Source organism: Paracoccus aminophilus JCM 7686 (assembly GCF_000444995.1).
Taxonomy (GTDB): domain Bacteria; phylum Pseudomonadota; class Alphaproteobacteria; order Rhodobacterales; family Rhodobacteraceae; genus Paracoccus; species Paracoccus aminophilus.
The window spans coordinates 3,066,895-3,092,785 of sequence record NC_022041.1 but is presented as its reverse complement, the minus strand read 5'-3'; the positions used below and the strand labels follow the sequence as shown (position 1 = coordinate 3,092,785).

Sequence of the window (25,891 nt, the reverse complement as noted above, 5' to 3'; positions counted from 1 at the left end):
TCACTCCTTCGCGTCGCCGGCTTCGCCGGGATCGGTTTCGATGTCGTCGAAAGCGGCTTCGTCGAGATTGTCGATCTCGACCCCCGCTTCTTTTTTCTGGCGCAGCATCTCAGCGATCAGCTCATCCGTCAGGAGAAGCTTGGCATCGCTGAGCAGGTCGAAGTTCAGCCCGATCGTGCCTTCTTCGACATTGATCAGCACTTCCTCACCCTCGACGCCCGCAAGCATGCCCTTGAAGCGCTTGCGCCCGTCGATGGGCTGATTCGTTTCGATCCGAACCTCATAGCCTTCGAAGGTTTCGAAGTCTTTGAGCCGGGTCAGCGGCCGGTCGATGCCCGGGCTCGAAACCTCGAGATGATAGGGGTCTTCGAGCGGGTCCTCGACATCCAGCGTCGCGCTGACCGCCGTGGAAATATCCGCGCAGTCGTCAACGTTGATCCCCCCTTCGGGGCGGTCGGCCATGATCTGCAGCGTGGCCGTCTTGCCGCCTTGCAGGCGAACGCGAACGAGCTCGAAGCCGAGATCCTCGATGACCGGCTGGATGATTTCGGCCAGACGCCGGTCGATGGCTGTCTTGGCGACGAGATCGGACATGTCACCTCCAAAATAAAAAACGGGCCCTTGCGGCCCGTGCGTCTTCCCGGTTGGGCAGGGGGTGGAAGCCTGCGCCGCTGTGTTGACGAGGATATAGGCGAGGTTTTCGCGAAATGCAAGGAAAAGCGCAAATTCGGCCTAAGGGCATGAAATCGGCGCGGCTTGCATTAGCGCCAACTGTCCATGATTCGCACCAGCTCGCTGACGATTCGCGGCTCGGAGAGGGCATGTCCCGAGGCGGGCACCAGCCGCAGATCGCAATTCGACCAGCCCTTCGCCAGCTCCCAGGCCGAGGCGGGCGGGCAGACCATATCATAGCGGCCCTGCACGATCACCGTCGGGATATCGGCGATGCGGGCGCGGTCACGCAGAAGCTGGCCCTCGTCGAGAAAGCAGCCATGTGCGAAGTAATGGCATTCGAGCCGGGCGAAGGCGCGGGCATATTCGGGCGGCGCATTGCCGGGGCTGAGAATATCGAGCGCGGCCAGCGAGTTCTCCCAAGTGACCCAGGGCTGGGCAAAGCGCAGCTCGCGGGCGCGGTCGTCGCAAAAGAGGCGGCGGTGATAGGCCGCGATCAGATCATCTTGCTCGCTTTCGGGGATCGGCGCGATGAACTGCGCCCAACGGTCGGGAAAGAACTGCGCGGCGCCGCCACCATAAAACCAGTTGAGCTCCCGCTTGGTCCCCAGAAAGACCCCACGCAGAACCAGTGCCGCAACTGCCTCGGGGTGGGTCTCGGCATAGGCCAGCGCCAGCGTCGCGCCCCAGCTGCCGCCAAAAAGGATCGCGCGCTCGATGCCAAGCTCGGCCCGGATCTTTTCGATGTCGGCGATGAGATGCTGCGTCGTATTGGCGTAGATTTCCGCATGCGGCTGCGAGCGTCCGCAGCCGCGCTGGTCAAACAGCACCGTGCGGTAATGCGCGGGGTCGAAAAACCGCCGCATGAACGGGCTGCACCCGCCGCCCGGCCCGCCGTGAAGCACGATGACTGCGGGCCCGTCGGGGTTGCCGCATTGCTCGAGATAAAGCTCATGCCCCTCGCCAACTGCGATCATCCGCCGGTCATAGGGTTCGACCTGCGGGTGCAATTTCCCCTGCGAGGGAAAGCCTCCGATTTGCCCTGCCAATCTGTCCATGGCACGACTATAGAACGCCAAGCGCACTTGCCACAACAAGGACCGCAAGATGAACCCGTCCGAGATTAACAGCAGCATCGACCCGGCTGAGGTCGCCAAATTCCAGGCGATGGCCCGGGATTGGTGGGATCCGCAGGGCAAGTTCAAGCCGCTGCATATGCTCAATCCGACGCGGCTCGACTATGTCGTGACCCAGATCGCCACCGAATTCACGCTGGACCGCCGGATGCCGCGCCCCTTCGAGGGGCTGCGCGTATTGGATATCGGTTGCGGCGGCGGGCTGATTTCGGAACCTTTGGCGCGGCTCGGTGCCAGCGTAACCGGGGCGGATGCCGCGCCGGGCAATATCGCGGTGGCCTCGCTTCACGCCGAAGAGCAGGGGCTCGACATCGAATATCTCAATGTCACCGCCGAATCCCTGCTGGCCGAGGGCCGCCAGTTCGATGTGGTGGTGGCGCTCGAAATCGTCGAGCATGTCGCCGATCCGGCGGCCTTCATCCAGACCTGCCACGACCTTCTGCGTCCGGGCGGCATGGCGGTGATCTCGACGCTGAATCGGACCGCGAAAAGCTTTGGCGCGGCGATTATCGGCGCGGAATGGGTGATGCGCTGGCTGCCCAAGGGCACGCATGACTGGCGCCGCTTCATCACCCCGGACGAGCTGTCGGGCATGTCGGAAGGCGCGGGTCTGGTGCCGGTCGATCGCACCGGCATGGTCTTCAATCCGCTCGGCTGGAGCTGGTCGCTCTCGGCGCGCGATCTTTCGGTGAACTATGCGCTGACGGCTTTGCGCGCTGCGTAAGGGCTCGGCCTGACGCCCGCTCAGGGCGTTTGTTCAGGGCGTTTGCGCCTCCTCAAGCCGTTTGCGCAACATGCGCAACACGGGCAGCGTGGCGCGGATCTGATCGGCTCCGACATCGCGCACGACATCGGCGATCTGCGGCATCAGCGCGGTCAGCGCCGCATCGCGCGCGGCGCGGCCCGCCGGGCTGATCGACACAAGCTTGCGCCGCGCATCGTCCCAATCAGGCCGGATGTGGATATGCCCGGCCCATTCCAGCTTCGACAGTGTATTGGTCATCGCGCCGCGGGTGACGTGAAACGCTTCGGCCAGCTCGGCTGGGGTGCGCTCGACATTGAGATGGGCGAGCAGGTTCAAAACCGAGAAATGCGAAATCCGCATCCCTCCCGGCAAAGCGCGCGAGACCAGCTCGCGGGCGAGTTGGTCGGCGATGAAAACCTCAGAGAACAGGCTTGCGGCCAACGCATCGGTGGATGCGGCGCTGGAAGAGACGGCACGGGATTTCGTGTCGGAAGAATCGGTCATGGGCCTGTAAAATCGCGGTCATGCGTAAGGGAGGGAACACGCGACCGTGCCCCATCCACTGCCCCGAGGTCAAGGGTAACGAGCGTCACACCCGGCTCGGTGCCGCCATCGGCGAGAACTTCGCCCCAGGGCGCGACCGCCAGCGAATGGCCCCAGGTCCGGCGCGGGCGGGCATTTTCGCTATGCGGCGTCGGATGGGTGCCGCATTGGGCGGGGGCCAGCACGAAACAGCCGGTCTCGATCGCGCGGGCGCGCAGCAGCACCTCCCAATGGGCGGCGCCGGTCGTGTCGTTGAAGGCGGCAGGCACGGTCAGAATGCGCGCGCCCGCCTGAGCCAGCTTGCGGTAGAGATAGGCGAAACGCACATCATAGCAGACCGAAAGGCCAAGCGGCGCCGGACCATTGACCACAACCGCCTGACTGCCGGGGCGGAAGCCTGCCGATTCGCGGTAGGATTCGACCTCGGAAATCGTGACATCGAACATGTGGATCTTGTCATATCGCGCCGCGATCTGGCCATCGGGCGCGATCAGGAAGCTGCGGTTGAGCGCACGGTGATCGCTCGGATCCTCGGCGCGCAGCGAGAGCGAGCCGATCAGCAGCCAGATTCCGAGCTCTGCCGCAAGCGCGCGCAAAGCGGCGAGCGTCGGATCTTCGCTTTCGTGCCGCAGTACCTGCTCTTTCCAGGCGCTGTCGGGGCTGAGGAGATTGGTCGCCTCGGGCGTCAGGACGAACTCGGCCCCGGCTGCTGCGGCCTCGCGGATCAGCCCGGCGGTCACGGGCAGGTTCAGCGCGGGATCGTCGCTGACACAGAGCTGAACCAGCCCGACCTTCAAAACCTCTGACGCCATCTTCGCCTCGCGCTGTCATGCCTGATGTTCCGCCCGCTGCAGTGGGATCGCAGCGGCCCGGCGGGCATGGTGCGTTTTTGGCGGGCTTTCGGCAAGCCTGCAGGCGGGTCAGAGACCGATCAGCGCGTTCAGTTGCCCCCGCATCTCCAGCGCCTGCAGACGGTCATTGCCGCCAATCGATTCGCTGTTGATGAAGATCTGGGGCACGGTATGGCGGCCATTTGCCCGTTCGGTCATCGCGGCGCGCGCATCCGGGTCGCCGGTCACGTTGATTTCGGTGAAAGGCACGCCCTTGGCGGTCAACAGCGCCTTGGCGCGGTGGCAGAAAGGGCAGGTGTCGGTGAGATAGATCTCGATCTTGGCCATGACGGGTTCCTTGAACAGTCTTGCACTCTATTTAGGCATCCTTGAGCGCCCGTGCCAGAACCGCGACGGATACCGGACCGGACTCATGCGCGCGCAGACATTCTGCCGCCGCGCTTAGTGTCGCGCCCGAGGCCATGACATCGTCGATGAGCAGGATCGGGCGGCCGCGCAGCAAGGCGCGATGGCGGGCGGGCACGGTGAAGGTGCCCGCCTGATTGGCGAAACGCTCGCTAAAATTGCGGCGATCTTGCGGCGGCGCGTGACGGCTGCGCGCCAGAAGCGTGGGGACATGCCTTAGCTGGTGCTGGCGCGCCACCCGTTCGGCCAGAAGCGCGGCCTGATTGTATTTGCGTTTGGCCAGACGGCGCAGATGCAGCGGCACGGGCACCACCAGCATCCCCTCGGCCACGAGCGGCGCGGCGGCCTCGGCCAGCCAGTCGCCCAGATTGGGCGCCATATCCAGCCGGTCGCCATGTTTGAGCATCATGACCAGCCGTTTGCCGGTGCCATGATAGCCAAGTGCGGCCCGCCCTTGCTGCCACGGACGCGCATAGGACAGGCAATCGTCACAGGACAGCGCCAGATTTTCCTCGGGCGCCCCAGTGCTGGGCAAGGGCACGCCGCAGCGATCACAGGCGGTGCCTGTGATGAATTGGGTGTCGCGCCAGCACACCGGGCAGAGCGCCCCGTCGCTGATCACGCTATCGCCGCAGCCCATGCATTGGGGCGGAAAGACGAGCTGCAATGCGCCTTTCATCAGGTCGCGAAGCGCCTTAAGATATGCCGCCATGACCTCCTGCCAGATCCCCCCCCAAATCAATCCTGCCTCGCAAGCCCCGGCCAGCCAGCTGGTTGACCGCAGCGCGCTCGCGCAGCGCCGCGCCCGTGCCTTGCAGGCTGAGCCCGTCGATTTCCTGCACCGCGTCGCCCTTGACGAGATGCAGGATAGGCTCGCAGAGGTTAATAGGCCGTTTAAGGACATGGCGATTGTCACGGGTTTTCCCGATTTTTGGCGCGCGGTCATGCCCGAAGCCAAGGTCGTCGAGGACTGCCCCGTGCTGGATCTTCAGCCAGCCAGCCATGATCTCGTGCTGCACGCGATGGCGCTCCACTGGGCCGAGGACCCGGTCGGTCAGTTGGTGCAAGCGGCACGCGCGCTGCGCCCTGACGGCCTTTTGCTGGTGGCGACGCTTGGCGGCGAGACCCTGAGCGAGCTGCGTGACAGCCTGACACGCGCCGAGGTCGAGGTGACCTCTGGTCTCTCTCCGCGCGTGCTGCCGATGGGCGAGATCCGCGATCTGGGTGCGCTTTTGCCGCGCGCCGGGCTGGCTTTGCCGGTGGCTGATCACCTGAGACAATCGGTCAGCTATCGCAATTTCTTCCATCTTGCCAAAGATCTGCGGGGTATGGGCGAGACCAATGCCCTTGCCGCCCGCCTGCGCCAGCCGACGCGCCGCGATGTTTTGCTGCGCGCCGCCGAGATCTATGCCCAAGACCATGCCGACCCGGCCAATCCCGACAGAGTGCTTGCGACCTTCGATCTGATTTTTCTGACCGGATGGGCGCCCTCGGACAACCAGCAAAAGCCATTGCGGCCCGGCTCGGCGAAAATGTCGCTGTCCGAGGCTCTGGCCAGCAAGAGGAAAGACGCGTGACAGCCCGTCCCCAGAATGCCCCCGCCGATCACCCGGTCTTGCCGAAGCCGAAGATCGGGGTCCTGATCGCCAATCTTGGCACGCCCGATGCGACCGATTACTGGTCGATGCGCCGCTATCTCAAGGAATTCCTGTCCGACAAGCGGGTGATCGACTATCCGGCGTGGAAATGGCAGCCGATCCTGCAAGGCATCATCCTGACCAAACGGCCCTTCACCTCGGGCGCGAATTACCGCTCGATCTGGAACAACGAGGCCAATGAAAGCCCGATGATGACGATCACCAAGGCGCAGGTCTCGGCGATCGCCGAGCGCTGCGCCAATCGCTGGGGCAATCGGGTGATGGTCGAGTTCTGCATGCGCTACGGCAATCCCTCGACCCCGGATGTGGTCGAGAGCATGGTCAAGGCGGGTTGCGAGAAGATCCTCTTCCTGCCGCTCTATCCGCAATATGCGGGGGCGACCACGGCGACGGCGAATGACCAGTTCTTCCGCGCGCTGATGACCCAGAAATGGCAGCCCGCCGCGCGCACCGTCTCGGCCTATTTCGACCGGCCCGATTATATCGAGGCGCTGGCGCGTTCGGTCGAGCGCAAGCTTGGCGGGGTGATCCCCAAGCGGCTGGTGGTGAGCTATCACGGCATGCCCAAGCGCTATCTGCTCGAAGGCGACCCCTATTATTGCCAGTGCCAGAAGACCTCGCGTCTTCTGCAAGCGCGTCTGGGCTGGGCGGATGGCGTCATCGACACGACCTTCCAATCGGTCTTTGGGCGCGAGGAATGGCTCAAGCCCTATACGGTCGAGCATGTCGCCGAGCTCGCGCGGCAGGGCATCACCGATATCGCGATCATGTCTCCGGCTTTCGCGGCCGATTGCGTCGAGACGCTCGAAGAGATCCAAGGCGAGATCCAGCATGCCTTCCAGGACGCGGGCGGCAAGAGCTTCACCTATATTCCCTGCCTGAACGATGATCCCGGTCATATGGATATGCTGACCGCGCTGATTGCGGAAAACCTCGGCGGCTGGATCTGACGACGCGGCCCTGCGGCTGAGAAAAAGCCCCGAAGCTTGACTGGCTTCGGGGCTTTTTCATGTCCGGTTGGCCTGCGCGCAGTCAAACGCGCAGCAAAAAGGCCCCTTGCGGGGCCTTGTCGTCAGCGCAAAATGGTCTGGGCTCAGAGCTGGTGCTCAGAGAACCACGACCTGAGTGCCGACCTTGGTCAGGCCGAAGAGCTGCTTGATGTGCTCGTTATACATGCCGATGCAGCCGTTCGAGGATTTGCGGCCGATCTTGCGCGTGTCATGGGTGCCGTGGATGCGGTAATACTGCCAGCTCAGCCACAGAGCATGGGTGCCCATCGGGTTCAGCGGATCGCCCGCCGGGACGAAATCCGGCCATTCCGGGTTGGCTTTCTTCATCGAGGGCGTCGGCGCCCAGGTCGGACCTTCGACCTTCTTGATGATCTCGGTGCGGCCGGTGCGGGTCAGCTCGGGCGAGACCGGAACCGAGGTCGGGAACAGGCGGTAGGTCTGGCCGTCTTCCGACCAGAAATGCAGCGCGCGCGAGGTCAGATCGACCAGAATCGCGCCATTGGTCAGGTTCTGGAAATGCGGCTGCCAGTCCTGCATCGTGAAGCTGGAGATATTGTGGCGCGAGTCTTTGGTCGTGTCATATTGCACAAGGCCCGCATCCGGGGTCGCGCCGGTCGGGCCGACCTGCTGCAACGTCTGGCCGGTATAGGCATCGACCGCCTGCGCAAAGGCCGGAGCTGCAAGGCTCGAAGCGGCACCGACCGCGACAGCCGAGGTCAGGAAGTTGCGACGCGACAGCGCCGACCGGGTAGGGGTGGACATGTTTCGCTCCTGGTTCCGCGGGCCGTCTGGGCGGCCTTCTCGCGCAAGGGTTGCCTGAATTCACTCAGCCCTTAATCCGCGGCGCAGAGTCGTGCAATTCAAACTGGCGTCATTGCCACATCCTTCTGATGCTCTGTGTCCTTCACGCAATCTTTGGTTTGATTGCGGCAAGGCGCTTCGTTATGGCTGGCGCAAACTACATCAGGGACAGTCTTCAATGCTGAATCTTCGAATTCTGGCGCTCATGTCGGCTCTGGCGCTCTCGGCCTGTATGCCTGCCGCAGGGCCCCAGCTCGGGCCGGACGGCAAACCGATTCCGGTGGCCTACACGATCACCCCCAAAGAGGCGGCAGCGATTCCGACCCGCGTGATCGGCCAAGTGGCCACCCTGCGCGCCAATGTTGGCGCCGGCCCGCTGACGATCAACCCGCAGCTGAACGCCGCCGCCGTCGCCCATGCGCGCGACATGTCGGCGCAAAACCGCGCCTGGCATTTCGGCTCGGACGGCTCGTCGCCGCTTGACCGCGTCCAGCGTCAGGGCTTCATGGGCCATCTCGTCGGCGAGAATATCTCGGAAACCTATGAAAACGAGATCGCCACGCTGAACGCCTGGATGCAGGAACGCGACACCCGCGACATCATCATGGATCCTTCCGCGACCCAGCTTGGGATCGGCTGGTATCAAGAGCCGGGCGGGAAAATCTGGTGGGTGCTGCTCACCGGACGCTGATCTCTGGATCTGATCCGCTTTTCGGCCCGTCGCAGTCTCTGCGGCGGGTCTTTTCATGAGGAACGCCCGTGAGAAACGCCCGATGAGCTCACTGATCCGGCGCGACGCCGTCCGTGCCATCCTGCTGACCCCCGAGGACGAGGTGCTGCTGATGCGGGTGCGCTGGGACAAGCGCCGCTTCTGGATCACGCCGGGCGGCGGGATCGAGCCGGGCGAAAGCCGCGAGGCGGCTCTGTGCCGCGAGCTTGCCGAAGAGCTTGGTCTGAGCGGGGTCGTCCCGGGGCCGCAGCTTTGGCGGCGCGAGCATGAGCTCGGTCATGCGGGGCGTCGCTGGCGCCAATGCGAGGATTATTTTCTGATCGAGACGCCCCGCTTCACGCCGGTCCTGCGCGATCTGCGCGAGGCCCAGACCGTCGAGGCTTTCCGCTGGTGGCCGCTGCCCGAACTGGCGCGCAGCATCGAGCCGGTGACGCCCGTCGCGTTGGCGGCCATCGTCAAGGATTACCGCCGCCATGGCGCGCCGGACCCGCTGCCGCCGACCGAGGTCGTGATCGGTTGAGCGCGGCGCGCCCTGCGAAGGCCGCGCCATGAAAAAGCCCCGGCGACAACCGGGGCTTTGATGCGTGTTCTGGATCCTTGCGCTGCTCAGGGCAGGATGAAGACCGGGACGCCAGTGGTGCCGTTGCCATTGCGCGCCAGCATCGCATAGATCTCTTCGATTTCCTGATCGTTCACCGCGATGCAGCCCGCCGTCCAATCCGGACGGTTCGCCGCGCGGCCATAGGGGCCGAGGCCGTGGATCATGATATCGCCGCCGGGACGCAGCCCCATCATCTGGGCGCGGGCGCGGTCGTCATTGTTCGGATAAGAGATCCCGACCGAGAGGTGGTAGAGGCTGTTCGGGTTGAACCGGTTGATGAAATAGAGCCCTTCCGGGGTCTTGCCATCGCCCTCGAACTGTTTGGCGCCAACGGGCTGGCTGCCAAGGTCAATCTTGTAGTTCTTGATGACCTTCTGGCCGCTGACGAGATACATCTCGCGCTGGCCTTTTTTCACGACGATCTGGGTGACCGGCGGACCGTCATAGCTTTTGAATTTGGTCGGCTCGGGTTTGGCCCCGCCGCAGCTGGCCACAAGGCCAACGAGAAAAAGCGCCGAAACGGCACGGAAAAGTCGATTTAGCACTGCCCCAACCCGCATCTTGCGTTTTTGTGATTGAGGCAGGAAATACCATAAACTTTAAGATTTCGCTAGCGACGAGCGAATTCCGCGACAGTTTCGACATGGGCGGACCAGCGGAACTGATCGACCACATAGAGCCGGCGCAACTGATAGCCCCCTTCGGCCAGAATCCGCGCATCCCTTGCAAAAGTCACGGGGTCGCAACTGACCCAGGCCAGCCGCTGAACGCCCGAGCGCGCCAGTTCGACGGCTTGCGGTTCCGCCCCAGCGCGCGGCGGGTCGATCACAATCGCGTCATAAGGAGCCAGCTCATCGGGCTGCAGCGGGCGTTTGGCGAGATCGCGGACATGGCTGGCGACTCGCTTGAGGGTTGCCGTCTTGCGCCAGGCCGAATCGAGCGCGGCGAGCGGCGCGGCCAGCCCTTCGAAGGCATCGACCTCGGCCTGCTCGGCCAGAGGCAGGGTGAAGGTGCCGCAGCCCGCGAAAAGATCGGCGATCCGGCCGGCATCCTTCAGGATGTCGCGCACCGCAGTCACCAGCGCGGCCTCGCCCTCGCGGGTCGCTTGCAGAAAGCCACCCGGCGGCGGCACGACCTGCGCGCGGCCCATGGTGAGCGCGGGCGGACGGCGGGTGATCGGCTCTCCGTCCCAGTCGAGCCGCGCAAGATCGCCGCTCTCGCTCAGGGCCGAGAGCGCCGCGAAGAGGCCGGGCTCCATCGGCTTGCCGCCCTTCACCGCCAGATCGAGCCCCTGCGGCGTCTCGGTCACCGCGATCGAAAGCTCGGCCTGACGCGAGCCGCCAGCCGTCACCAACTCGCGCAGGAAGGGCAGGGCGGCCTGAATGGCGGGGCGCAAGACAAGGCAATCCTGCAAATCGACGATGACATCCGAGGCGCGGGCGTGAAACCCCACGAGCGCGCCCTTCTTGGTGCGCTTGCCCGACAGCACCGCGCGACGGCGCGAGCGGATGGGCGAGGTCGAGATGCCCGAGACCTCGGCCACGATGCCCTGCGCCGCGAGCGCGGAAGTCACCAGCCCGGCCTTCCAGCCGGCAACGAAGCCGTCGCTCGCATGCATGAGCGCGCAGCCGCCGCAGGCGCGGTAATGCGGGCAGGCGGAGCGGATGCGCTCGGGTGAGGGGGTCACGATCTTCGGATCGGCAATGCGGCCCTCGACGGGCGCGCCCGCGATCACCTCGCCGGGCAGGACGCGCGCGGCCAGAGCGCGCTGACCTGCGGCATCGAAGGCAACGCCATCGCCACGCCGCCCCAACCGCTCGACGGTCCAGTCCCGGATTGTGTCTTCGCTCACTCTGCCGCCTCGGTTGCTTCGTCGTCATCGACGCCAAGGAAGCCGCCCGACTGGCGGCTCCAATAGCGCGCATAGGTGCCGTTCAGCGCGAGCAGCTCGGCATGGGTGCCTTCCTCGACGATGCGGCCCGCTTCGAGAACGACGATGCGGTCCAGCTCGGCGATGGTCGAGAGGCGGTGGGCAATCGCGAGCACGGTCTTGCCGCGCATGACGCGGTTGAGCGCTTCCTGGATCTGCGCTTCGACCTCGCTGTCGAGTGCGCTGGTCGCCTCATCCAGCACCAGAATCGGCGAATCCTTGAGGAAAGCGCGGGCGAGAGCAACGCGCTGGCGCTGCCCGCCCGAGAGCTTCACGCCGCGCTCTCCCAGATGCGCCTCATAGCCCTTGCGGCCCATATGGTCTTGCAGCGTCAGGATGAATTCATGCGCCTCGGCGGCCTTGGCGGCGGCGATCATCTCGTCGTCGCTGGCATCGGGGCGGCCGTAAAGGATGTTGTCGCGCGCCGAGCGGTTGAACATCGCGGTTTCCTGCGTGACCATCGCGATATTGCGGCGCAGGCTTTCCTGCGTCACCTCGCGCAGATCGGTGCCGTCGATGCGCAGCGCGCCTTTCTCGACATCGTAAAGCCGCAAGAGCAGCGCGACGAGCGTCGATTTCCCCGCGCCAGAGGCGCCGACGATGCCGATTTTCTCGCCGGGGCGAATGCGCAGATCGACGTCGTCGATGCCGCCGATCTCGCGGCCATAGGCGAAGCTGACATGGTCGAAATCGATCTGACCCTTGACCCGGCCCAGCACCTGCGCGCCGGGCTTGTCGGTCAGCGCATGGGGTGGCGAGAGCGTGTTCATGCCGTCCTCGACCTCGCCGATCGAGCCCCAGACCCCCATCAGCGCCATGCTGACCCAGCCGGTCATCTGGCTCAGACGCATCGAGATCGCGCCCGCCGCGGCAATATCGCCCGCCGTCGCCAGCCCGTCGCGCCACAGCATGAAGCTGCCGCCGATCAGCACGACCGGCAAGGCGCCCGCGACAAGCATCAGCGAAAAGCGGAACCAGGTGCTGACGCGGCCAAAGTCCAGCGCGCGCTCGCGAAAGCCGACCATGGCGCCAAGCGCGGCGCGGTCTTCATATTCGTCATGGGCAAACAGCTTGACCGTCTTGATATTGGTGATCGTATCGACGACCTGCCCGGTTACCATGGCGCGCGCCGAGGCGCGTTTGGCCGAGCGCGAGCGGATCTTCGGCAAGAAGAAGCGGATCAGCGCGAAATAGCTGAACAGCCAGACGATCATCGCCACCGCGCCCCAGCCGTCCACCGTCACGAGGAAAGCCGCCGAGCCGAGGATCGAGGCCAGCGCGAAGGCCACCACGTTCACGAATTCGGTCGCGACATCGGTGACCGCGCGGGCGGTCTGGGTCTGTTTCTGGGCGATGCGGCCCGCGAAATCATTGTCGAAGAAGGTGACCGAATGGCCCATGGTCCAGCGGTGCAGCCGCGAGAGCACGAGCGGGAAGAGGTTCGGCCCGATGATGACGCTCGATGAGGCGGTCGAGAGGCCGAAGATCGCCGGGCGGATCACAAGGAAGAACAGGATGAAGCCGACGATCAGGCCGAAATGCTCGCCCAGAATGGTCTCGGGCGTGCCGCCGACGACCGCATCAACGACACGGCCCAGAAGCACGGCCGAGACGATATCAGCAATGCCGCCAAGCGCCGAGGTAATCGCCGCAACCGTCAGCCCGCCCCATGCGCCGGACAAGCACCAGCGGAAGAAGGCGAGCAGGGTCCGGGGCGGCGGGCCTTCAGCGGGACGGAAGGCATCGATCATCCGGGCGAAAAATGTATGCATCATCTTGAAACCTCAGCTCAGGCCGCTTTGTTCCGTCGCCTGCCTTGCAATCCGGATCAGATCGGCCTTGGGTATCGCGAACCCGTTGTCTATCCATGCCTTTTCGGCAGCTTGCAACCCCCGGCCCAGAGCGGCGCCCTGCAGCTCTGGCATGAGATCCTTGGCCGAGAGCGGCAGGGTCTCGGCGGCGGCGGCGGTGATTTCGGCGTGCCAATCTGCAGGCAGTGCCGCGCCGCGCCCCTGACGGATCAGCGCCAGATCCAGCGCGAGATCGTAACCCAGACGGTAGGCCGCTTCCGGCAGGGGCAGGGGGGGCGCCTCGCTCAGATGCTTTTGCCGGGCGCTTTCCTCGCGCGAGAGGCGAAGCGCCTCGGTCGTGTTAGGCGCGCGCAGAAGCGCCAGACGGCGCGGCCATGCCGGGGCGATGCCAGCGGCGCGTTCAGCCGCAACCAGCGCGGCGAGATCGCCTGGATCGGCGCCGGGCAGGATCACCTCCAAAACTCCCGCCTGCGCCATCAGGGCGAGCGAGGGCGCAGGATCAGCCGCGCCCAGCAGCTTGCGCATTTCGGCCCCGATCCGCTCTTGCGAGATCTGCGCGAGGCCCGAAGCCAGATCGGCGCAGGCGGCGAGCGCCTCGCGGTCGGCCTGACCCGCGTCGCCATATTGGGCGAGAAAGCGGAAGAAGCGCAGGATGCGCAGGTAATCCTCGCGGATGCGATCGGGGGCGTGACCGACGAACCGCAAGCGACGCGCGGCCAGATCGGGCAGGCCGCCGACCGGGTCGATGACCGCGCCATCGGCGCGCGCGTAAAGCGCGTTCATGGTGAAGTCGCGGCGCTGCGCATCTTCGCTCAGGCTCGCGGTGAAGGCGACGATGGCGCGGCGGCCATCGGTCTCGACATCATGGCGGAAGGTCGTGACCTCGAAGGGCTTGCCGTTGGTAATCAGCGTGATCGTGCCATGCTCGATCCCGGTCGGAACCGCCTTGAGCCCCGCTGCCTGTCCAAGCTCGATGGTGCGGTCCGGGGGCGCGTCGGTCGAAATGTCCCAATCGGCAATCGCGAGCCCCAAGAGCCCATTGCGCACCGCGCCGCCGACGACATAGGCCTGATGCCCGCCCGCATTCAGGGCCAACAACACCCGTTGCAGATCGGGGTCCGAGGTGTCGATGCGCGGGGGGGCAATCGGCTCTGTCATGCGTTCAGTCGCCGGGCCAAGGAGTGCAGCACCCGTGCCGTTGCGCCCCAGATGAAATAGGGGCCGTAAGGCACGGTCTGATAGGCGCGCCAATCCTGCCGCCAGAGCCGCCGCTCGATCCGGTAATGATCGAGCCCCGCGATATGCGCGAACGGCACGGTGAAGACCTCTTCGACCTCACCTGCCTCGGGGGTCGGGGTGAAGGGGCCGTGGATCAGGCCCAGAACCGGGGTCATGGAAAAGCCGGTGACGGTGCGATGGGGCGGCAAAAGGCCCAGCACCTCGACCTGAGCCGGGTCGAGCCCGACCTCTTCGCGCGCCTCTCGCAAGGCGGCAGCGGTGGCATCGGCGTCTTCGGGATCGACCTTGCCGCCCGGCAGCGCGATCTGGCCGGGGTGGTGGCGCAGGCTCGACGAGCGTTTGGTCAGGATCAGCCGGCCGGTCTGGGCATCGAATGCGGCGAGCACCCCCGCCGCGCGCAACGGCGCATCCGGCACCGTCGCGGCGGGGGTGAAGTCGTAATCCGAAGACGGCTCTGCCGGAACATCAAGCGCCCGCAAGAGCCGGTCGCGCACCGGCAGATCCGTCATCTTAATGGGCAGCCCCCTGCTGGGGCGTGCCGTGGTCAACAGCGCCGCCATGCGGGGCGCTGTCTTTGGGGGGCAGCGGATTGCCCTCGGCGTCGATTGTCGCCTCAAAGCCAAGGCTTTTCGGGTCAAGCTCGTAATGCGCGCCGCAGAACTGGCAATCGGCGGTGACGATGCCCGCTTCGGTGGTCATATGGGTGATGTCTTTCTGCGAATAGATCGACATCGTGTTGCGGACCTTGTCCTCGGTGCAGGTGCAGCCGAATTTGACCGCCTGAGGGTCGAAGATGCGCGGCTCTTCTTCGTGGAACAGCCGCACGAGCAGATCGGTCGGTGCCACCGAAGGCCCGATCAGCTCCATCGTCTCGACCGTATCGAGCAGGAAGTTCGCCCGGTTCCAATCCTCGGATTCGACGCCTTGCAAGATGTCCGCCGACTGGATCAGCCCACCTTCACCACTGCCGCCCTCGCCCTCGGGCATGGGTTGCGCGGGCAGGGTTTGCAGCATCACGCCGCCCGCCCGCCAACGCGGCGCATCGCCCGCGATCTGCGAGAGGCCGTGTTCCAGCGAGAAACGCGTCGGCAATTGCTCGGACTGAGCGAAATAGGTCTGGGCACAGCTCGCCAGCGAGCCGCCCGCAAGCGGGGTCAGCCCCTGATAGGGGGTATTGCCCGGACCTTGGTCGATCAGCACCGCGAAATAGCCGTCGCCGATCTGCTCGAAAGCCGGAGCCGATTCGTCCAGACGCTCGGCGTCAAAGCTCGCCCAGGCGCGGATACGTGCGGGCTCGCCCTCGGCTTCGGGGGCATAGTAATCGGTCGCGAGGGTGCGAATGGCACCGCTGCCGCGCACTTGCAGGCTGAGCTTCCAGCGCAGTTTCATGGTCTGGCCGATCAGCGCGGTCAAAAGCGCAAGCTCGGCCACCAGACCGCCCACGGCGGTCGGATAGTGATGGCGCGACAAAATATGCTCGAGCGTGCCGTCGAGGCGCGCGATGCGGCCGCGCACACCGGAGCGGTCAAGCTGAAACGGCAGGATCGTATCGTCCCAGGCGATCTGGTTGATCTTGGTCATGGTCAGTCCTTCGGAAAAGCCGGCCTCTCGGAAGGCCGGGGCGACCTCGTTTGCGGGAGGTTGCAGGTTGGCCCCTATATAAGGCCGCTTGCGCAAATCCCAAGAGGTTGAGCACGGCTCTGTCCGCGCGGGCCTTGTCCGAGGTCTCTGTTGCCGAGGCGTCAGGGCGGGCTTGGCAGAAACGAGCCCCGCAGCGAGAGAATGTAGTCATGCAGCCGCGCCGTCGCAGGCGTCATCTGCGCATCCTCGCGGTGCAGGATATACCAGCTGCGCTGGATCGGCAGCCCGATCGCCGGGATCGAGATCAGCCGCCCCCAGCGCAGCTCATCTGTCACTGTATGCTGCGAAATCAGCGCGATCCCGAGACCGGCGATGACGGCCTGTTTGATCGTCTCATTCGTGCCCATCTCGATCACGCGGAAGGGCTGGCCATCGCCGATCCGGTCGAGAAAACGGGTCATCATAATGCGCGTGCCCGAGCCCTCTTCGCGGGCAAGGAAGGTCTCGGCGAGAAGCTCGTCGGGCATGGCGGGATCGGCGCCCGCAAGCGGATGATCGGGCGCGGCGATCAGGATATGGGGATGAGGCCCGAGGGGTTGGGCCACCACCGGCGGATTGCGCGGCGGCCGCCCCATGATCGCAAGATCGAGCGCGCGGGCGTTCAGCGCCGCGGTGATCGTATCGCGATTGCCAATGCGCAGGGTGACCTCGATATCGGGGAACTGACGGCGCAGCAGTGCAACCAGACCGGGGGCGAAATATTTGCCGGTCGAGACGACGCCCAGCACCGCGCTGCCACTTTGCCCGCTGCGCAAAGCCGCCACCCGCCGCGCGCAGCCGTCCAGCGCAATCGCGATCTGCGCCTCGGCCTCAAGCACGGCCTGACCCTCGGCGGTCGGCACGAAAACGCCATGCTCGCCCTTTTGCAGCAAGGGACTGCCCAGAAGATCCTCGAGCGAGCGGATCTGGCCGTGAATGGCCGGGGGGCTGAGACCGAGATCATGGGCGGCGGCGGTGAGAGTCCCCGTCGCGACCACGGCCCGCAGTGCGCGCAATTGCCGTAACGTCAGCGCATCGATCCTTGCCATTCAGATTATCCGAATACCGTTTCCGCATTTTTAAATGTTCGCGAAAAACGTGGCGTGTCAACCTCGACAGAAGTCATTGGTCTGGGAGGAGAGAATGACGGCGAGCGCAATCTATCTGACCCGTATCCCCATGCCGTTTCAAGCGGTGATGGAAGAGCTTGCATCAGCTGCGGCCGAAGTCGCTGTGCTGATCCGGCGCGGCGGGCATCCAGAGCGGTTGGAAGCCGAGGGCGCGGCGCTGGAAGAGCGGGCAGCGGCGCGGTTTCAGTCAGGACTACAGCGCGCCGGGGTGCGCTGGTATGCCTCGCTGGCCGAGCCCGAGACGCTGGCGCTGAATCCGGGCGGCTGCCTTGCGGTCGCGATGTCGCCGCTCGATGGCGCGGCGGGGTTGGAAACCAATCTCGCGCTGGGCACGATTTTCTCGATCTACCGGGCGACGGCGGATGCCGAAGGGACCTTCCTGCGCGCGGGCTCAGAGCTCCTGGCGGCGGGCTATGTGCTTTACGGGCCGTCGACCTCGCTGGTCGTGAGCTTTGGCGATGGCACCCAGCTTTATCGTCTGAACCCCGAAACCGGGCAGTTCGAGCTGATCCAATGCCGTCTGGCGCTGCCCGAGGAATCGGGAGATTTCGCGATCAACACCTCGAATTATCGCCATTGGGCGCGTCCGGTGCGGGCCTATGTCGATGATTGTCTGGCCGGGACGGACGGGCCGCGGGCGCAGAATTTCAACATGCGGTGGGTGGCCAACCTTGTCGCCGAGGCTCATCGCATCCTCATGCGCGGCGGGATCTATCTCTCGCCCGCCGACCGGCGCAAGGACAATGAACATGGCCGGCTCCATCTGCTGTTTGAATGCGCGCCGATTGCCTTTGTCATTGAACAGGCGGGTGGCCGGGCGACGGATGGCTGTGAATCGGTCCTGCGCGGCCAGGCCAGCCAGTTTCACGAGCGCACCCCCTTCGTCTTCGGTTCGTCCGAAATGGTCGACCGGGTCGCCACCTATCACGATCTGCCCGAGACCGAAGTCTCGGCGCTTTTCGGCAATCGCGGGCTTTTCCGCGCCTGACGGACGACGATGAGTAAGAAACATCCGATCATTTCGGTCACCGGCTCGTCGGGCTCGGGGACGACCACGATCAAGAATACATTCGACCAGATCTTCCGGCGCGAGGGCGTGCGCGCCGTCTCGATCGAGGGGGATGCCTTCCACCGCTATGACCGCGCGGCCATGCAAGCCGAGCTGGCGCGGCGCATGGAGGCGGGGGATTTCACCTTCAGCCATTTCTCGATCGACGCCAATGAACTTGGCCTGCTCGAAGAGGTCTTCCGCAGCTATGGCGCCGAGGGCCGGGGCCGGACGCGGCATTACATTCATGACGACAAGGAAGCCGAGAGCTGGGGCATCGAGCCGGGCGGGTTTACCCCTTGGGAAGAGCTCGCGCCGGATTCGGATCTGCTCTTTTACGAGGGGCTGCACGGCGCGGTGCGCAGCGAGGGGATCGATATTGCCGGGCAGGCCGATCTCAAGATCGGGGTGGTGCCGGTCATCAATCTGGAATGGATCCAGAAGATCCACCGCGACCGCGCCAGCCGGGGCTATTCGACCGAAGCCGTGACCGATACGATTCTGCGGAGGATGCATGACTATGTTCATGTCATCTGCCCGCAATTTGCCGAAACCGACATCAACTTCCAACGCGTGCCGGTGGTCGATACCTCGAACCCCTTCACCGCGCGCTGGATCCCGACGCCGGACGAAAGCCTCGTCGTCATCCGCTTCAGAAACCCGCGCGGCATCGACTTTCCCTATCTCACCCAGATGATTCAGGGCTCGTGGATGTCGCGCGCGAATTCGATCGTGATTCCGGGGCCGAAGATGGATCTGGCCATGCAATTGATCCTGACCCCGCTGGTGGCGCGGATGGTGGGCGAATCAAAGCGCGCCTGAGGCGCCGGATTTGGCGCGGTCTGTTGCTGACGTGGATGCGCGGTTTTGCACGGCTGTGCGAAACTCTGCGACCTAAGGAGGGGGAGCAGGGCGCGCTGCACGGACAGAACTGCGACGGCGGGGGACGAGAAAGCGGTCGCCGCTAGAATCGGATCGGCCTTTGGGATGAGCTTTCCTGTGGCGCGCAAGCCGGGGGCTTTCCGCCCCCGGACCCCCGGAGGATATTTTGGCATGAAAGACGCGCGACGGGGGCTGAAGGGGGGGCGATTGGTGGTCGCGCCGTGATTGGTCTTGGCGTCGGGGCGGGGCGAAAATTGCAAACTCTGGGCTGTGGTGGTTGCCGATGGTTGACCTCTGGGTGGTTTCGCCCATATCGGAGCCAGATATCCGGGAGCGCTTTGTCTGAGGGCGCAGGCCCGGTCTTGGAGGCCGTCGCAGAAAGGACCCGCCATGACATTTGACCGTCGGATCAAGATCGCCCCTTCGATCCTCTCTGCCGATTTTGCCGATTTCGGGCGCGAGATCCGCGCCATCGAGGATCAGGGCGCCGATTGGGTCCATGTCGATGTGATGGATGGCCATTTCGTGCCGAACCTGACCTTCGGCCCGCCCGCCGTGAAGGCGTTTCGCAAGCATGTGAAGACCTTCATGGATGTGCACCTGATGATCGCGCCGGTCGATCCCTTCATCGAGGCCTATGCCGAGGCCGGGGCGGATCTGATCACCGCCCATGTCGAGGCGGGGCCGCATATTCATCGCACCCTTCAGGCGATCCGGGCGACCGGCAAGAAGGCCGGGGTGGCGCTTAATCCCGGCACGCCGGCCGAGGCGATCGAGCATGTGCTCGATCTCGCCGATCTGGTCTGCGTGATGACCGTGAACCCGGGCTTTGGTGGGCAGAAGTTCATCGACATGACCGGCAAGGTTCGCAAGCTGCGCCAGATGATCGGCGACCGGCCTGTCCATATCGAGATCGACGGCGGCGTCGATCCGGTGACGGCGCCGCTGCTCGTGGCAGCGGGAGCGGATGTGCTGGTGGCGGGCTCGGCGGTGTTCCGCGGTGGCTCGGTCGCCAACCCCGAGGCCTACGGCGACAATATTCGGGCGATCCGTCAGGCCGCAGAAGGCGCGCTTGTCGGCGCGTGAGCCGGTGACGTCGCGCGGGGCCGAGGGATTGCGAGGTTGAGAGAGGGCGGATCCGGTGCGGATCTGCCCTTTTGCATGTGCAGGGGCTGGCCCTCGCCGTGTGGGGGAAGGGTGGTTTTCACGGCACCTTCGGGCGGATAGGCTTGGTCGGGATCAGATGCGAGATGACATGACCAAACGGGCAGAGCAGCCGAAGGTGACGGGACGCGGCGCGGCGGTTTATCGGGCTTTGACGGCGGTTGCCGGGGCGGTGTTGCGTCCGGTGGCGCTGGTCTCGGGGCGCGACTTTGCCGAGCGCATGGCTTTAGCGGGGCCGGTTGCGTCGGGCGGGATCTGGATCCATGGCGCGAGTGTCGGCGAGCTCACTTCAGCGCAAGTGCTGATCGAGGATCTGGCGCGCGATTTTCCGGTTCTCGTCACCGCGAACAGCCTGACCGGGCGGGCTTTGGCGCAAAGCTGGGGGCTGACGGCGCGGCTGGCGCCTTTGGACGTGCCGGGCGCGGTCGCGCGCTTTCTGGACGAGGCCCGGCCCCGGCTGGCGCTGACCATCGAGAATGAGATCTGGCCGAACCGCGCCAGTGCTTTGCGCGCACGCGGTGTGGCGCAGGTCGTGATCGGGGCGCGCATGTCGGCGCGCTCGGCGGCGCGCTGGGGCAAGCGGCCCGGGCTGATCGGTCCGGTTCTTGCGGGGATCGACCTTCTGTCGGCGCAAGACGGCGCCACCGAGGAGCGGCTGCTGGCGCTCGGTCTGCGCCTCGAGGCCTGCGCGCCGCGGCTCAACCTGAAGCTTCTGGCCCCGGCCCGGATCAAGCCCGGCGCGCCGGGGCCCTCTCGCGCGGTGACGCTGCTTGTCGCCTCGACCCATGAGGGCGAGGAGGAGCCGATCCTTGACGCCTATCTGGCGGCGCGCGCGGCGCGGCCCGATCTGCGTCTGATCTTGGCGCCGCGCCATCCTGTGCGTGGCGACGCGGTCGCGGCTCTGATGGCGGCGCGGGGGCTGCGCTTTGCGCGGCGCAGTCAGGGCGCCGGGCTTGAGGCCGAAGTGCTCTTGGCCGATACTTTGGGCGAAATGCCGCTCTGGTATGATGCGGCGCAGATCTGCCTGACCGGGGGCTCGTTCGTCGAAAAGGGCGGCCATACGCCCTGGGAGCCTGCCGCGCATCGCTGCGCCGTCCTCCATGGCCCGCATGTGGCGAATTTCGCGCAGGATTATGCGCTGCTCGATGCCGAAGGCGCGAGCCGGGCCGTCACCGCCGAGGGGCTTTGGGCGGTGCTGCTTGATCTGATCTCGAACCCGGACGAGGCCCGGCGCATGGGCGTTTCGGCTCATGACATTCTGATGCGCGAAGCCGGAGATCCTGCGCCGCTTCTGCATCAAATCCGCGGCTTGGTCGCGGACTCTCTTGCGCAGCGGCGCGGGAATTCCGATATCTGATTCCGAAAGGAATTTACCATGATCCGTTACAGTCTTCGCTGCGACCAAGGCCATGATTTCGATGGCTGGTTCCGTTCGTCCGAGGGGTTCGAGAGCCTGCGGACTGCGGGGCAGGTGTCCTGCGCGCTGTGCGGCTCGATCCGGGTCGAGAAGGCGCTGATGGCGCCGAATGTCGCCACCCGCGCGGCGACCGCGCCGGACCTGCAAAGCCCGCAGACCGAGCAGGAAAAGGCTTTGGCCGATCTGCGCCGTCAGGTCGAGGAAAATTCGGATTACGTTGGCATGTCCTTTGCCGCCGAAGCGCGCGCGATGCATGATGGCACAAAGCCCGAGCGAGCGATTCACGGCGAGGCCAAGCTCGAGGATGCGCGCAAGCTGCTCGAGGACGGTATCCCGGTCGCGCCGCTGCCCTTCACCCCGCGGCACCGCACGAACTAAGAGAGCTGCAGACGGGCCTGCGCGGGACCTGACGCTGTCGGGTGCCGTTTTCGCGTTTCTGCATCTAGGTAAGGCGGAGATCCCCTAAACGATAAGCATGTAGGTGAGGTGGAGATCCTCTAAACGACTGGACACCAAGCGCGAAAGGCACCGCAGACCGGTCGGGCCCATGATCGGGGGCCGCTGTCAAATCGAGATCGAAACCGTCAAGCGATTGAAGCGGCGAGTCTTTGGGAAAGGTTTGTGAGGTTGGAGGTGGGTACCGGAATCGAACCGGTCTTCACGGATTTGCAATCCGGTGCGTAACCTCTCCGCCAACCCACCACCGTGCTGCGTTTGCTAGGGGTTTCGGCTTGCGGGGTCAAGGGGGTTATCAAGTTGGAAGGCGACTTTCGCTCGGCACCCGTGCCTAGGGCGCGACCGGATGGGTCGGGCGTGGCTTGCCCGGCGCATCCACCGAAAACGCTGCGTTTATAAAAGCGATGCGGTGGTGCGCGCGGGCCTAGGCCGTCAGAAACCGCCTCAGCAGATGGGCGAAATCGGCGCGGGCGTCGAGATGGACCGAATGGCCCGCCGTGAGCTGGGCGAATTCCGAATTCGGGCGGCGCGCGGCCATTGCTTGCAGCTCGGTCGGATCGCAGATCCGGCTTTCGCTGCCCGAGACGACAAGCGCCGGACAATGGCTTTGCAGCCAGATCAGCCAATGATCGCCGTTGGTTGCCTGCTCGGAGATCAGGAATTCGGCGGGATCGAAGGACAGCGTCCAGCCTTCCTTTACCCGGCGGATCGACTTTTGCAGATAGGGCGCGAGGCGGGGACCAAGCTGCTCTTCCAAAGCTTCGCGCAGGCGGAACGTGCCGCTCCACCCGGCGACATAGGGCGCGGAATCATCGGCGATCTTGACCCCGATATCCTCGATCACCATTGCGCAAACCCGCTCGGGATGGCTGGCGGCAAGATGATAGGCGACGACCCCGCCGAAGGAATGGCCCAGAACCGGCACCGGGTCGGTGATCGAGAGATGCTCAAGCAGAGCGACCACATCCCCAACATAGGAGGCCATGTTATGAGGAGCTCCGTGGTCGGTTTCGCCAAAGCCGCGTTGATCGAGCGCGATCAGGCGCCAGTCGGGGCTCAGATCCGCAGCGAGCTCCTCGAAATCCGACGCGCCCATCCAGTGGCCATGCAGCGCGACCAGCGGCTTGCCCGCCCCGCCTGCATCGAGAAACGAGAAGACCACGCCGCCATGGTCGAAGCTGTGTCTGCGCATGTGTTCACCTTTCGGTCCAGATCGCTTTAGGCGACTTGCCCCAAGGAGCAATCTTGACGCGAAGTTTGCGCGATCCACCGCGGCGCATGAACGGACGAATCGTGAGGCGTGCTTTGGGTCGGATAGCGGCACTTTGGTCGGGACGGGCGGCAAATCGCTGATTGCGGGCCTTGGATCGGGGCGCTGCCAAGCATTTGCAGGCCCTCGGATTTCTGTCGCCGCGCCTTCTGGCCCGGGTTGCAACCCTTGGGCGCATGGCTTGCCCGAGGATCGCGCAACTCAGCCAAACGATTGACAGAGCCGCGCTCACACCGCCATTTAGCAGCAACAAATAGAGCTTATTGCCATGCTATCCGCTTATTCCAATCGTCTCGGGAGAGGTCCCCTCCGATGAACATGTCATTCAAACAGGACGCGCGGCTGGGCCGTCTCGATACGGTTCTGGGCCCCGAGTCGCTGGTCTTGCTGCGTTTCTTCGGCGCGGATTTCATGAACAATCTCTTTGACTACGAGGTTGAAGCGCTGTCGTCCGATCCGGGCGTCGATTTCGACGCGCTGCTGGGCACCCATGCCACGGTCACGGTCGATACCCGCTCTGGGCCGCGCCATTTCGACGGGATCGTCACCCGCGCGCGCTATGCCGGGGCCGAAGAGAACGGCTATCGCTTCAATCTGTCGCTGCGCCCGTGGTTCTGGCTGGCAGATCAGCGCTTCAACCAGAAGATCTTCCACAACAAGACCGTCGACAAGATCGTCAAAGAGGTGCTCGCGCCCTATGAGGGGGCGGGCAAGCCTGCGCTCGAACTGAAGCTCGAGGGCGATTATCCGGTGCTGGAATATACCGTCCAATACCGCGAAAGCGATTTTGCCTTCGCCAGCCGGATGATGGAGCGCTTCGGCATCTCGTATCACTTCGAGCACGAGTTCGGAAATCATCGCATGGTGCTGACCGACAGCGACACCAGCCTCAAGGACATCGTCGGCGGCAGCCGCAAGTTCAAGCCGGTCGATGGCCACCACCAGCCCGATGCCGAGCATTTCTGGGACCTTGCCCCCGATCGCAAGATCAAGACCGGCGCGGTCCGGCTGATCGACTACAACTTCAAGACGCCGCGCGCCGAGATGCTGGCCGAGCGGATGGGCAGTGCCAAACATGCGTTCGGCGCGCTGGAAAGCTATGAATATCCCGGCGTCTATCTCGACCGCGAAGAGGGCCGCAAGATCGCGCGCATCCGCAACGACCAGTTTCAGGGCGATGATCGCCGGACGCGGGCGGCGGGCGATTGCATCTCGCTTGGCTCGGGTATGATCGTCACCGTCGAGGCCGAGGGGATCTCGAACCTGGGCGAGCCGCGGCAGGTCTGTCTGGCCTCCCATCACAGCTTCGTCTCCGAAAGCTATGGCTCGGGCGGGTCGGAATCGAATGGCTATTCCTATTCGGGCTCTTACGTCCTGATGCCCGCCTCGGCGCCCTATGCGCCGCCGCGTCAAACCCCGGTTCCGGTGGTGCAGGGCCCGCAGACCGCCATTGTCGTCGGCGACGGCGAAATCGATTGCGATGAATATGGTCGGGTGTTGGTGCGCTTTCACTGGGATCTCGATGGCGCGATCTCGATGCGCTGCCGGGTCAGCCAGCAATGGGCCGGGGCGGGGCTCGGTCAGGTCGTCATCCCGCGCATCGGCATGGAGGTGATCGTCGATTTCATTGACGGCGATCCCGACAAGCCGCTGGTCACCGGCTGCGTGGTCAACGCTTCGAATGCCAATATCTACGGGCTTCCGGCCAACAAGACCCGTTCGGGCTTCAAGACCAAGACCCATATGGGCGGCGGGTCGAACGAGCTGATGTTCGAGGATGCCCAAGGCATCGAAGAGATCTTCCTTCATGCCGAGAAGGACATGAACCGCGTCATCGAGGACAACGAAAGCACACAGGTCAATCGCGGCGATCGCAAGGTGCGCATCGTGGCGGGCGACGAGAGCAAGAAGCTCGATGCGGGCAATCTGACCGAGGACATCGCGCTGGTGCGTGCGGTCACCGCGACCGCGATCAAAGAGACCGCGAAGGGCGGCGCGGGCGGGGCGGGGAATATCTCGTATTTCGCCAAGGACAATTTCGAGCTGACCGCCGAGCAATTCATCCGCCACAACGCGCATAACAACATCGAGCAGGACACCAAGAAAAGCTTCAGCCTGCGCGCGACCGACAACATCATCAACGATGCGGGCAAGGTCGCGACCCATAAGGCGGTCGAGCGCATCACGCTTGGCGTCGGCAAGGGCGAAACCCCGGATTCCGTGATCGAGATCACGCCTGAACAGATCGTGCTGCGCTGCGGGGCCACACAGGTCACGCTGACCAAGGAAATCCTCGATCAGATGGCGGGCATGATTCATCTCAACAAGGACGCCACCGCCTGATGTTTGTCTTCAATGAAGGTACTCTCGATCTTCCTGACAGCTGGAAAGATCAGACGATCAATGTGATCTCGAGCACGGCGGCGATGGAGCCGGGGCTGACGGTCTCGATCACCCGCGACACCCTGCCTTGGGGCATGGGCTTTTCCGAATATGTCGAGGATCAGATCAAGCAGATCGAGGATGCGCTCGACGAATTCAAGCTGATGGGGCGCAAGCCCGCGACGCTCAGCCGCGCAGCCGCCTATGAAATCGAATGCAGCTGGAAGGCCAAGCAGGGCCCGATCCACCAGATCATCACCACGATCCAGCTTGCCGACAACCGGGCCATGGTCATCACCGCTTCGGTGCCGGGCGCGATGACGCCCTCGCAGCAGACCGAAGTCCGCCGCATCGTCTCGACCTTGAACCTGCAGCCACGACGGAGCTGAC

General features: G+C 64.7%; 27 protein-coding genes and 1 tRNA gene. 12 read left to right on the top strand and 16 right to left on the bottom strand.

Annotation, left to right across the window (positions count from 1 at the left end; genetic code table 11):
- Positions 1-594: a ribosome maturation factor RimP gene (gene rimP, locus JCM7686_RS15145; RefSeq protein WP_020951667.1), complete on the bottom strand. Its 594-nt coding sequence runs from the start codon at positions 592-594 to the stop codon at positions 1-3.
- 167 nt (positions 595-761) lie between these two features.
- Positions 762-1,730, bottom strand: a complete 969-nt coding sequence (gene pip / locus JCM7686_RS15140) for a prolyl aminopeptidase (RefSeq protein WP_041527404.1) — start codon at positions 1,728-1,730, stop codon at positions 762-764.
- Between the two features lie 49 nt (positions 1,731-1,779).
- Between pip and ubiG the strand changes: the two genes are divergently transcribed.
- Positions 1,780-2,532: a bifunctional 2-polyprenyl-6-hydroxyphenol methylase/3-demethylubiquinol 3-O-methyltransferase UbiG gene (ubiG, locus tag JCM7686_RS15135; protein WP_041527403.1), complete on the top strand. Its 753-nt coding sequence runs from the start codon at positions 1,780-1,782 to the stop codon at positions 2,530-2,532.
- Between the two features lie 33 nt (positions 2,533-2,565).
- Here ubiG and JCM7686_RS15130 read toward each other — a convergent pair whose 3' ends face one another.
- From JCM7686_RS15130 to JCM7686_RS15115, 4 genes are all read right to left on the bottom strand, one after another.
- A complete protein-coding gene (locus tag JCM7686_RS15130) occupies positions 2,566-3,057 on the bottom strand; it encodes a MarR family winged helix-turn-helix transcriptional regulator (protein ID WP_020951664.1) in 492 nt (163 codons plus the stop codon).
- A complete protein-coding gene (locus tag JCM7686_RS15125) occupies positions 3,054-3,893 on the bottom strand; it encodes a carbon-nitrogen hydrolase family protein (protein ID WP_041527987.1) in 840 nt (279 codons plus the stop codon). The genes JCM7686_RS15130 and JCM7686_RS15125 overlap by 4 nt, the downstream gene beginning before the upstream one ends.
- A gap of 123 nt (positions 3,894-4,016) precedes the next feature.
- On the bottom strand, positions 4,017-4,274 hold the full coding sequence (gene grxC, locus JCM7686_RS15120) for a glutaredoxin 3 (RefSeq protein ID WP_020951662.1): 258 nt from the start codon (positions 4,272-4,274) through the stop codon (positions 4,017-4,019).
- A gap of 31 nt (positions 4,275-4,305) precedes the next feature.
- Positions 4,306-5,064, bottom strand: a complete 759-nt coding sequence (locus tag JCM7686_RS15115) for an amidophosphoribosyltransferase (protein WP_041527402.1) — start codon at positions 5,062-5,064, stop codon at positions 4,306-4,308.
- Here JCM7686_RS15115 and JCM7686_RS15110 point away from each other — a divergent pair.
- Together JCM7686_RS15110 and hemH are read left to right on the top strand one after the other, a co-directional pair.
- Positions 5,063-5,929, top strand: a complete 867-nt coding sequence (locus JCM7686_RS15110) for a methyltransferase domain-containing protein (RefSeq protein WP_051201584.1) — start codon at positions 5,063-5,065, stop codon at positions 5,927-5,929. The two genes, JCM7686_RS15115 and JCM7686_RS15110, sit on opposite strands and share 2 nt — an antisense overlap.
- Complete coding sequence (hemH, locus tag JCM7686_RS15105; RefSeq protein WP_020951659.1) at positions 5,926-6,960, top strand: ferrochelatase; 1,035 nt, start codon at positions 5,926-5,928, stop codon at positions 6,958-6,960. The genes JCM7686_RS15110 and hemH overlap by 4 nt, the downstream gene beginning before the upstream one ends.
- A 156-nt stretch (positions 6,961-7,116) precedes the next feature.
- Here the strand turns inward: hemH and JCM7686_RS15100 are convergent, their stop codons facing one another.
- Entirely contained in the window at positions 7,117-7,782 is a 666-nt protein-coding gene (locus JCM7686_RS15100) for a L,D-transpeptidase family protein (protein WP_020951658.1), read from the bottom strand.
- Positions 7,783-7,999: 217 nt separating this feature from the next.
- Between JCM7686_RS15100 and dalA the strand changes: the two genes are divergently transcribed.
- Both dalA and JCM7686_RS15090 read left to right on the top strand, forming a co-directional pair.
- Positions 8,000-8,512 (top strand): divisome-associated lipoprotein DalA, encoded by a 513-nt coding sequence (gene dalA / locus JCM7686_RS15095; protein ID WP_020951657.1) that lies wholly within the window; start codon positions 8,000-8,002, stop codon positions 8,510-8,512.
- 82 nt (positions 8,513-8,594) lie between these two features.
- Entirely contained in the window at positions 8,595-9,071 is a 477-nt protein-coding gene (locus JCM7686_RS15090; protein ID WP_201769410.1) for an NUDIX hydrolase, read from the top strand.
- Positions 9,072-9,157: 86 nt separating this feature from the next.
- On the opposite strand, the gene JCM7686_RS15085 is transcribed toward JCM7686_RS15090, so the two are convergent.
- The 7 genes from JCM7686_RS15085 to cbbR all read right to left on the bottom strand — a co-directional run bounded on the left by JCM7686_RS15085 (position 9,158) and on the right by cbbR (position 16,801).
- Positions 9,158-9,712, bottom strand: coding sequence for a L,D-transpeptidase family protein (locus JCM7686_RS15085; RefSeq protein ID WP_041527401.1), 555 nt, complete (start codon positions 9,710-9,712; stop codon positions 9,158-9,160).
- Between the two features lie 50 nt (positions 9,713-9,762).
- Entirely contained in the window at positions 9,763-11,004 is a 1,242-nt protein-coding gene (locus tag JCM7686_RS15080; protein WP_020951654.1) for a class I SAM-dependent RNA methyltransferase, read from the bottom strand.
- On the bottom strand, positions 11,001-12,854 hold the full coding sequence (locus JCM7686_RS15075; RefSeq protein ID WP_041527400.1) for an ABC transporter ATP-binding protein: 1,854 nt from the start codon (positions 12,852-12,854) through the stop codon (positions 11,001-11,003). Before JCM7686_RS15075 ends, JCM7686_RS15080 begins: the two co-directional genes overlap by 4 nt.
- Before the next feature lie 12 nt (positions 12,855-12,866).
- Positions 12,867-14,051, bottom strand: a complete 1,185-nt coding sequence (locus JCM7686_RS15070) for a CCA tRNA nucleotidyltransferase (protein ID WP_020951652.1) — start codon at positions 14,049-14,051, stop codon at positions 12,867-12,869.
- Positions 14,048-14,641, bottom strand: coding sequence for a CoA pyrophosphatase (locus tag JCM7686_RS15065; protein WP_020951651.1), 594 nt, complete (start codon positions 14,639-14,641; stop codon positions 14,048-14,050). Before JCM7686_RS15065 ends, JCM7686_RS15070 begins: the two co-directional genes overlap by 4 nt.
- 1 nt (position 14,642) lies before the next feature.
- A complete protein-coding gene (gene hslO, locus JCM7686_RS15060) occupies positions 14,643-15,713 on the bottom strand; it encodes an Hsp33 family molecular chaperone HslO (protein WP_020951650.1) in 1,071 nt (356 codons plus the stop codon).
- Between the two features lie 161 nt (positions 15,714-15,874).
- Complete coding sequence (cbbR, locus tag JCM7686_RS15055; protein WP_020951649.1) at positions 15,875-16,801, bottom strand: LysR family regulator CbbR; 927 nt, start codon at positions 16,799-16,801, stop codon at positions 15,875-15,877.
- Between the two features lie 94 nt (positions 16,802-16,895).
- Between cbbR and JCM7686_RS15050 the strand changes: the two genes are divergently transcribed.
- The 5 genes from JCM7686_RS15050 (at position 16,896) to JCM7686_RS15030 (ending at position 21,771) form a co-directional block, all read left to right on the top strand.
- The gene (locus JCM7686_RS15050; RefSeq protein WP_020951648.1) at positions 16,896-17,870 is read left to right on the top strand and encodes a class 1 fructose-bisphosphatase; all 975 of its coding nucleotides are present in this window, start codon (positions 16,896-16,898) and stop codon (positions 17,868-17,870) included.
- A 9-nt stretch (positions 17,871-17,879) separates the two neighbouring features.
- Positions 17,880-18,752 (top strand): phosphoribulokinase, encoded by an 873-nt coding sequence (locus JCM7686_RS15045; RefSeq protein WP_020951647.1) that lies wholly within the window; start codon positions 17,880-17,882, stop codon positions 18,750-18,752.
- Positions 18,753-19,202: 450 nt separating this feature from the next.
- Entirely contained in the window at positions 19,203-19,898 is a 696-nt protein-coding gene (gene rpe / locus JCM7686_RS15040) for a ribulose-phosphate 3-epimerase (RefSeq protein ID WP_020951646.1), read from the top strand.
- Between the two features lie 169 nt (positions 19,899-20,067).
- Positions 20,068-21,333 (top strand): 3-deoxy-D-manno-octulosonic acid transferase, encoded by a 1,266-nt coding sequence (locus JCM7686_RS15035; RefSeq protein WP_051201583.1) that lies wholly within the window; start codon positions 20,068-20,070, stop codon positions 21,331-21,333.
- Positions 21,334-21,351: 18 nt separating this feature from the next.
- The gene (locus JCM7686_RS15030) at positions 21,352-21,771 is read left to right on the top strand and encodes a DUF1178 family protein (protein WP_020951644.1); all 420 of its coding nucleotides are present in this window, start codon (positions 21,352-21,354) and stop codon (positions 21,769-21,771) included.
- Positions 21,772-22,021: 250 nt separating this feature from the next.
- Here JCM7686_RS15030 and JCM7686_RS15025 read toward each other — a convergent pair.
- Both JCM7686_RS15025 and JCM7686_RS15020 read right to left on the bottom strand, forming a co-directional pair.
- Positions 22,022-22,095, bottom strand: a tRNA-Cys gene (locus tag JCM7686_RS15025).
- 178 nt (positions 22,096-22,273) lie between these two features.
- Positions 22,274-23,041: an alpha/beta fold hydrolase gene (locus tag JCM7686_RS15020; RefSeq protein ID WP_020951643.1), complete on the bottom strand. Its 768-nt coding sequence runs from the start codon at positions 23,039-23,041 to the stop codon at positions 22,274-22,276.
- Between the two features lie 390 nt (positions 23,042-23,431).
- Between JCM7686_RS15020 and JCM7686_RS15015 the strand changes: the two genes are divergently transcribed.
- Positions 23,432-25,462 carry a type VI secretion system Vgr family protein gene (locus JCM7686_RS15015; RefSeq protein WP_020951642.1) on the top strand — a complete coding sequence of 677 codons (2,031 nt, stop codon included), beginning with the start codon at positions 23,432-23,434 and terminating at the stop codon, positions 25,460-25,462.
- Positions 25,462-25,890: a DUF1795 domain-containing protein gene (locus JCM7686_RS15010; protein WP_020951641.1), complete on the top strand. Its 429-nt coding sequence runs from the start codon at positions 25,462-25,464 to the stop codon at positions 25,888-25,890. The genes JCM7686_RS15015 and JCM7686_RS15010 overlap by 1 nt, the downstream gene beginning before the upstream one ends.
- The last annotated feature ends 1 nt before the right edge of the window (position 25,891 follow it).

Excerpts from the sequence above, each read along its gene's own strand:
- rimP (WP_020951667.1), bottom strand. The coding sequence starts at position 594 with ATGTCCGATCTCGTCGCCAAGACAGCCATCGACCGGCGTCTGGCCGAA.
- pip (WP_041527404.1), bottom strand. The coding sequence starts at position 1,730 with ATGGACAGATTGGCAGGGCAAATCGGAGGCTTTCCCTCGCAGGGGAAA.
- ubiG (WP_041527403.1), top strand. The coding sequence starts at position 1,780 with ATGAACCCGTCCGAGATTAACAGCAGCATCGACCCGGCTGAGGTCGCC.
- JCM7686_RS15130 (WP_020951664.1), bottom strand. The coding sequence starts at position 3,057 with ATGACCGATTCTTCCGACACGAAATCCCGTGCCGTCTCTTCCAGCGCC.
- grxC (WP_020951662.1), bottom strand. The coding sequence starts at position 4,274 with ATGGCCAAGATCGAGATCTATCTCACCGACACCTGCCCTTTCTGCCAC.
- JCM7686_RS15110 (WP_051201584.1), top strand. The coding sequence starts at position 5,063 with ATGACCTCCTGCCAGATCCCCCCCCAAATCAATCCTGCCTCGCAAGCC.
- JCM7686_RS15115 (WP_041527402.1), bottom strand. The coding sequence starts at position 5,064 with ATGGCGGCATATCTTAAGGCGCTTCGCGACCTGATGAAAGGCGCATTG.
- JCM7686_RS15100 (WP_020951658.1), bottom strand. The coding sequence starts at position 7,782 with ATGTCCACCCCTACCCGGTCGGCGCTGTCGCGTCGCAACTTCCTGACC.
- dalA (WP_020951657.1), top strand. The coding sequence starts at position 8,000 with ATGCTGAATCTTCGAATTCTGGCGCTCATGTCGGCTCTGGCGCTCTCG.
- JCM7686_RS15090 (WP_201769410.1), top strand. The coding sequence starts at position 8,595 with ATGAGCTCACTGATCCGGCGCGACGCCGTCCGTGCCATCCTGCTGACC.
- JCM7686_RS15085 (WP_041527401.1), bottom strand. The coding sequence starts at position 9,712 with ATGCGGGTTGGGGCAGTGCTAAATCGACTTTTCCGTGCCGTTTCGGCG.
- JCM7686_RS15075 (WP_041527400.1), bottom strand. The coding sequence starts at position 12,854 with ATGCATACATTTTTCGCCCGGATGATCGATGCCTTCCGTCCCGCTGAA.
- JCM7686_RS15070 (WP_020951652.1), bottom strand. The coding sequence starts at position 14,051 with ATGACAGAGCCGATTGCCCCCCCGCGCATCGACACCTCGGACCCCGAT.
- JCM7686_RS15065 (WP_020951651.1), bottom strand. The coding sequence starts at position 14,641 with ATGACGGATCTGCCGGTGCGCGACCGGCTCTTGCGGGCGCTTGATGTT.
- hslO (WP_020951650.1), bottom strand. The coding sequence starts at position 15,713 with ATGACCAAGATCAACCAGATCGCCTGGGACGATACGATCCTGCCGTTT.
- cbbR (WP_020951649.1), bottom strand. The coding sequence starts at position 16,801 with ATGGCAAGGATCGATGCGCTGACGTTACGGCAATTGCGCGCACTGCGG.
- JCM7686_RS15050 (WP_020951648.1), top strand. The coding sequence starts at position 16,896 with ATGACGGCGAGCGCAATCTATCTGACCCGTATCCCCATGCCGTTTCAA.
- JCM7686_RS15045 (WP_020951647.1), top strand. The coding sequence starts at position 17,880 with ATGAGTAAGAAACATCCGATCATTTCGGTCACCGGCTCGTCGGGCTCG.
- rpe (WP_020951646.1), top strand. The coding sequence starts at position 19,203 with ATGACATTTGACCGTCGGATCAAGATCGCCCCTTCGATCCTCTCTGCC.
- JCM7686_RS15035 (WP_051201583.1), top strand. The coding sequence starts at position 20,068 with ATGACCAAACGGGCAGAGCAGCCGAAGGTGACGGGACGCGGCGCGGCG.
- JCM7686_RS15030 (WP_020951644.1), top strand. The coding sequence starts at position 21,352 with ATGATCCGTTACAGTCTTCGCTGCGACCAAGGCCATGATTTCGATGGC.
- JCM7686_RS15020 (WP_020951643.1), bottom strand. The coding sequence starts at position 23,041 with ATGCGCAGACACAGCTTCGACCATGGCGGCGTGGTCTTCTCGTTTCTC.
- JCM7686_RS15015 (WP_020951642.1), top strand. The coding sequence starts at position 23,432 with ATGAACATGTCATTCAAACAGGACGCGCGGCTGGGCCGTCTCGATACG.
- JCM7686_RS15010 (WP_020951641.1), top strand. The coding sequence starts at position 25,462 with ATGTTTGTCTTCAATGAAGGTACTCTCGATCTTCCTGACAGCTGGAAA.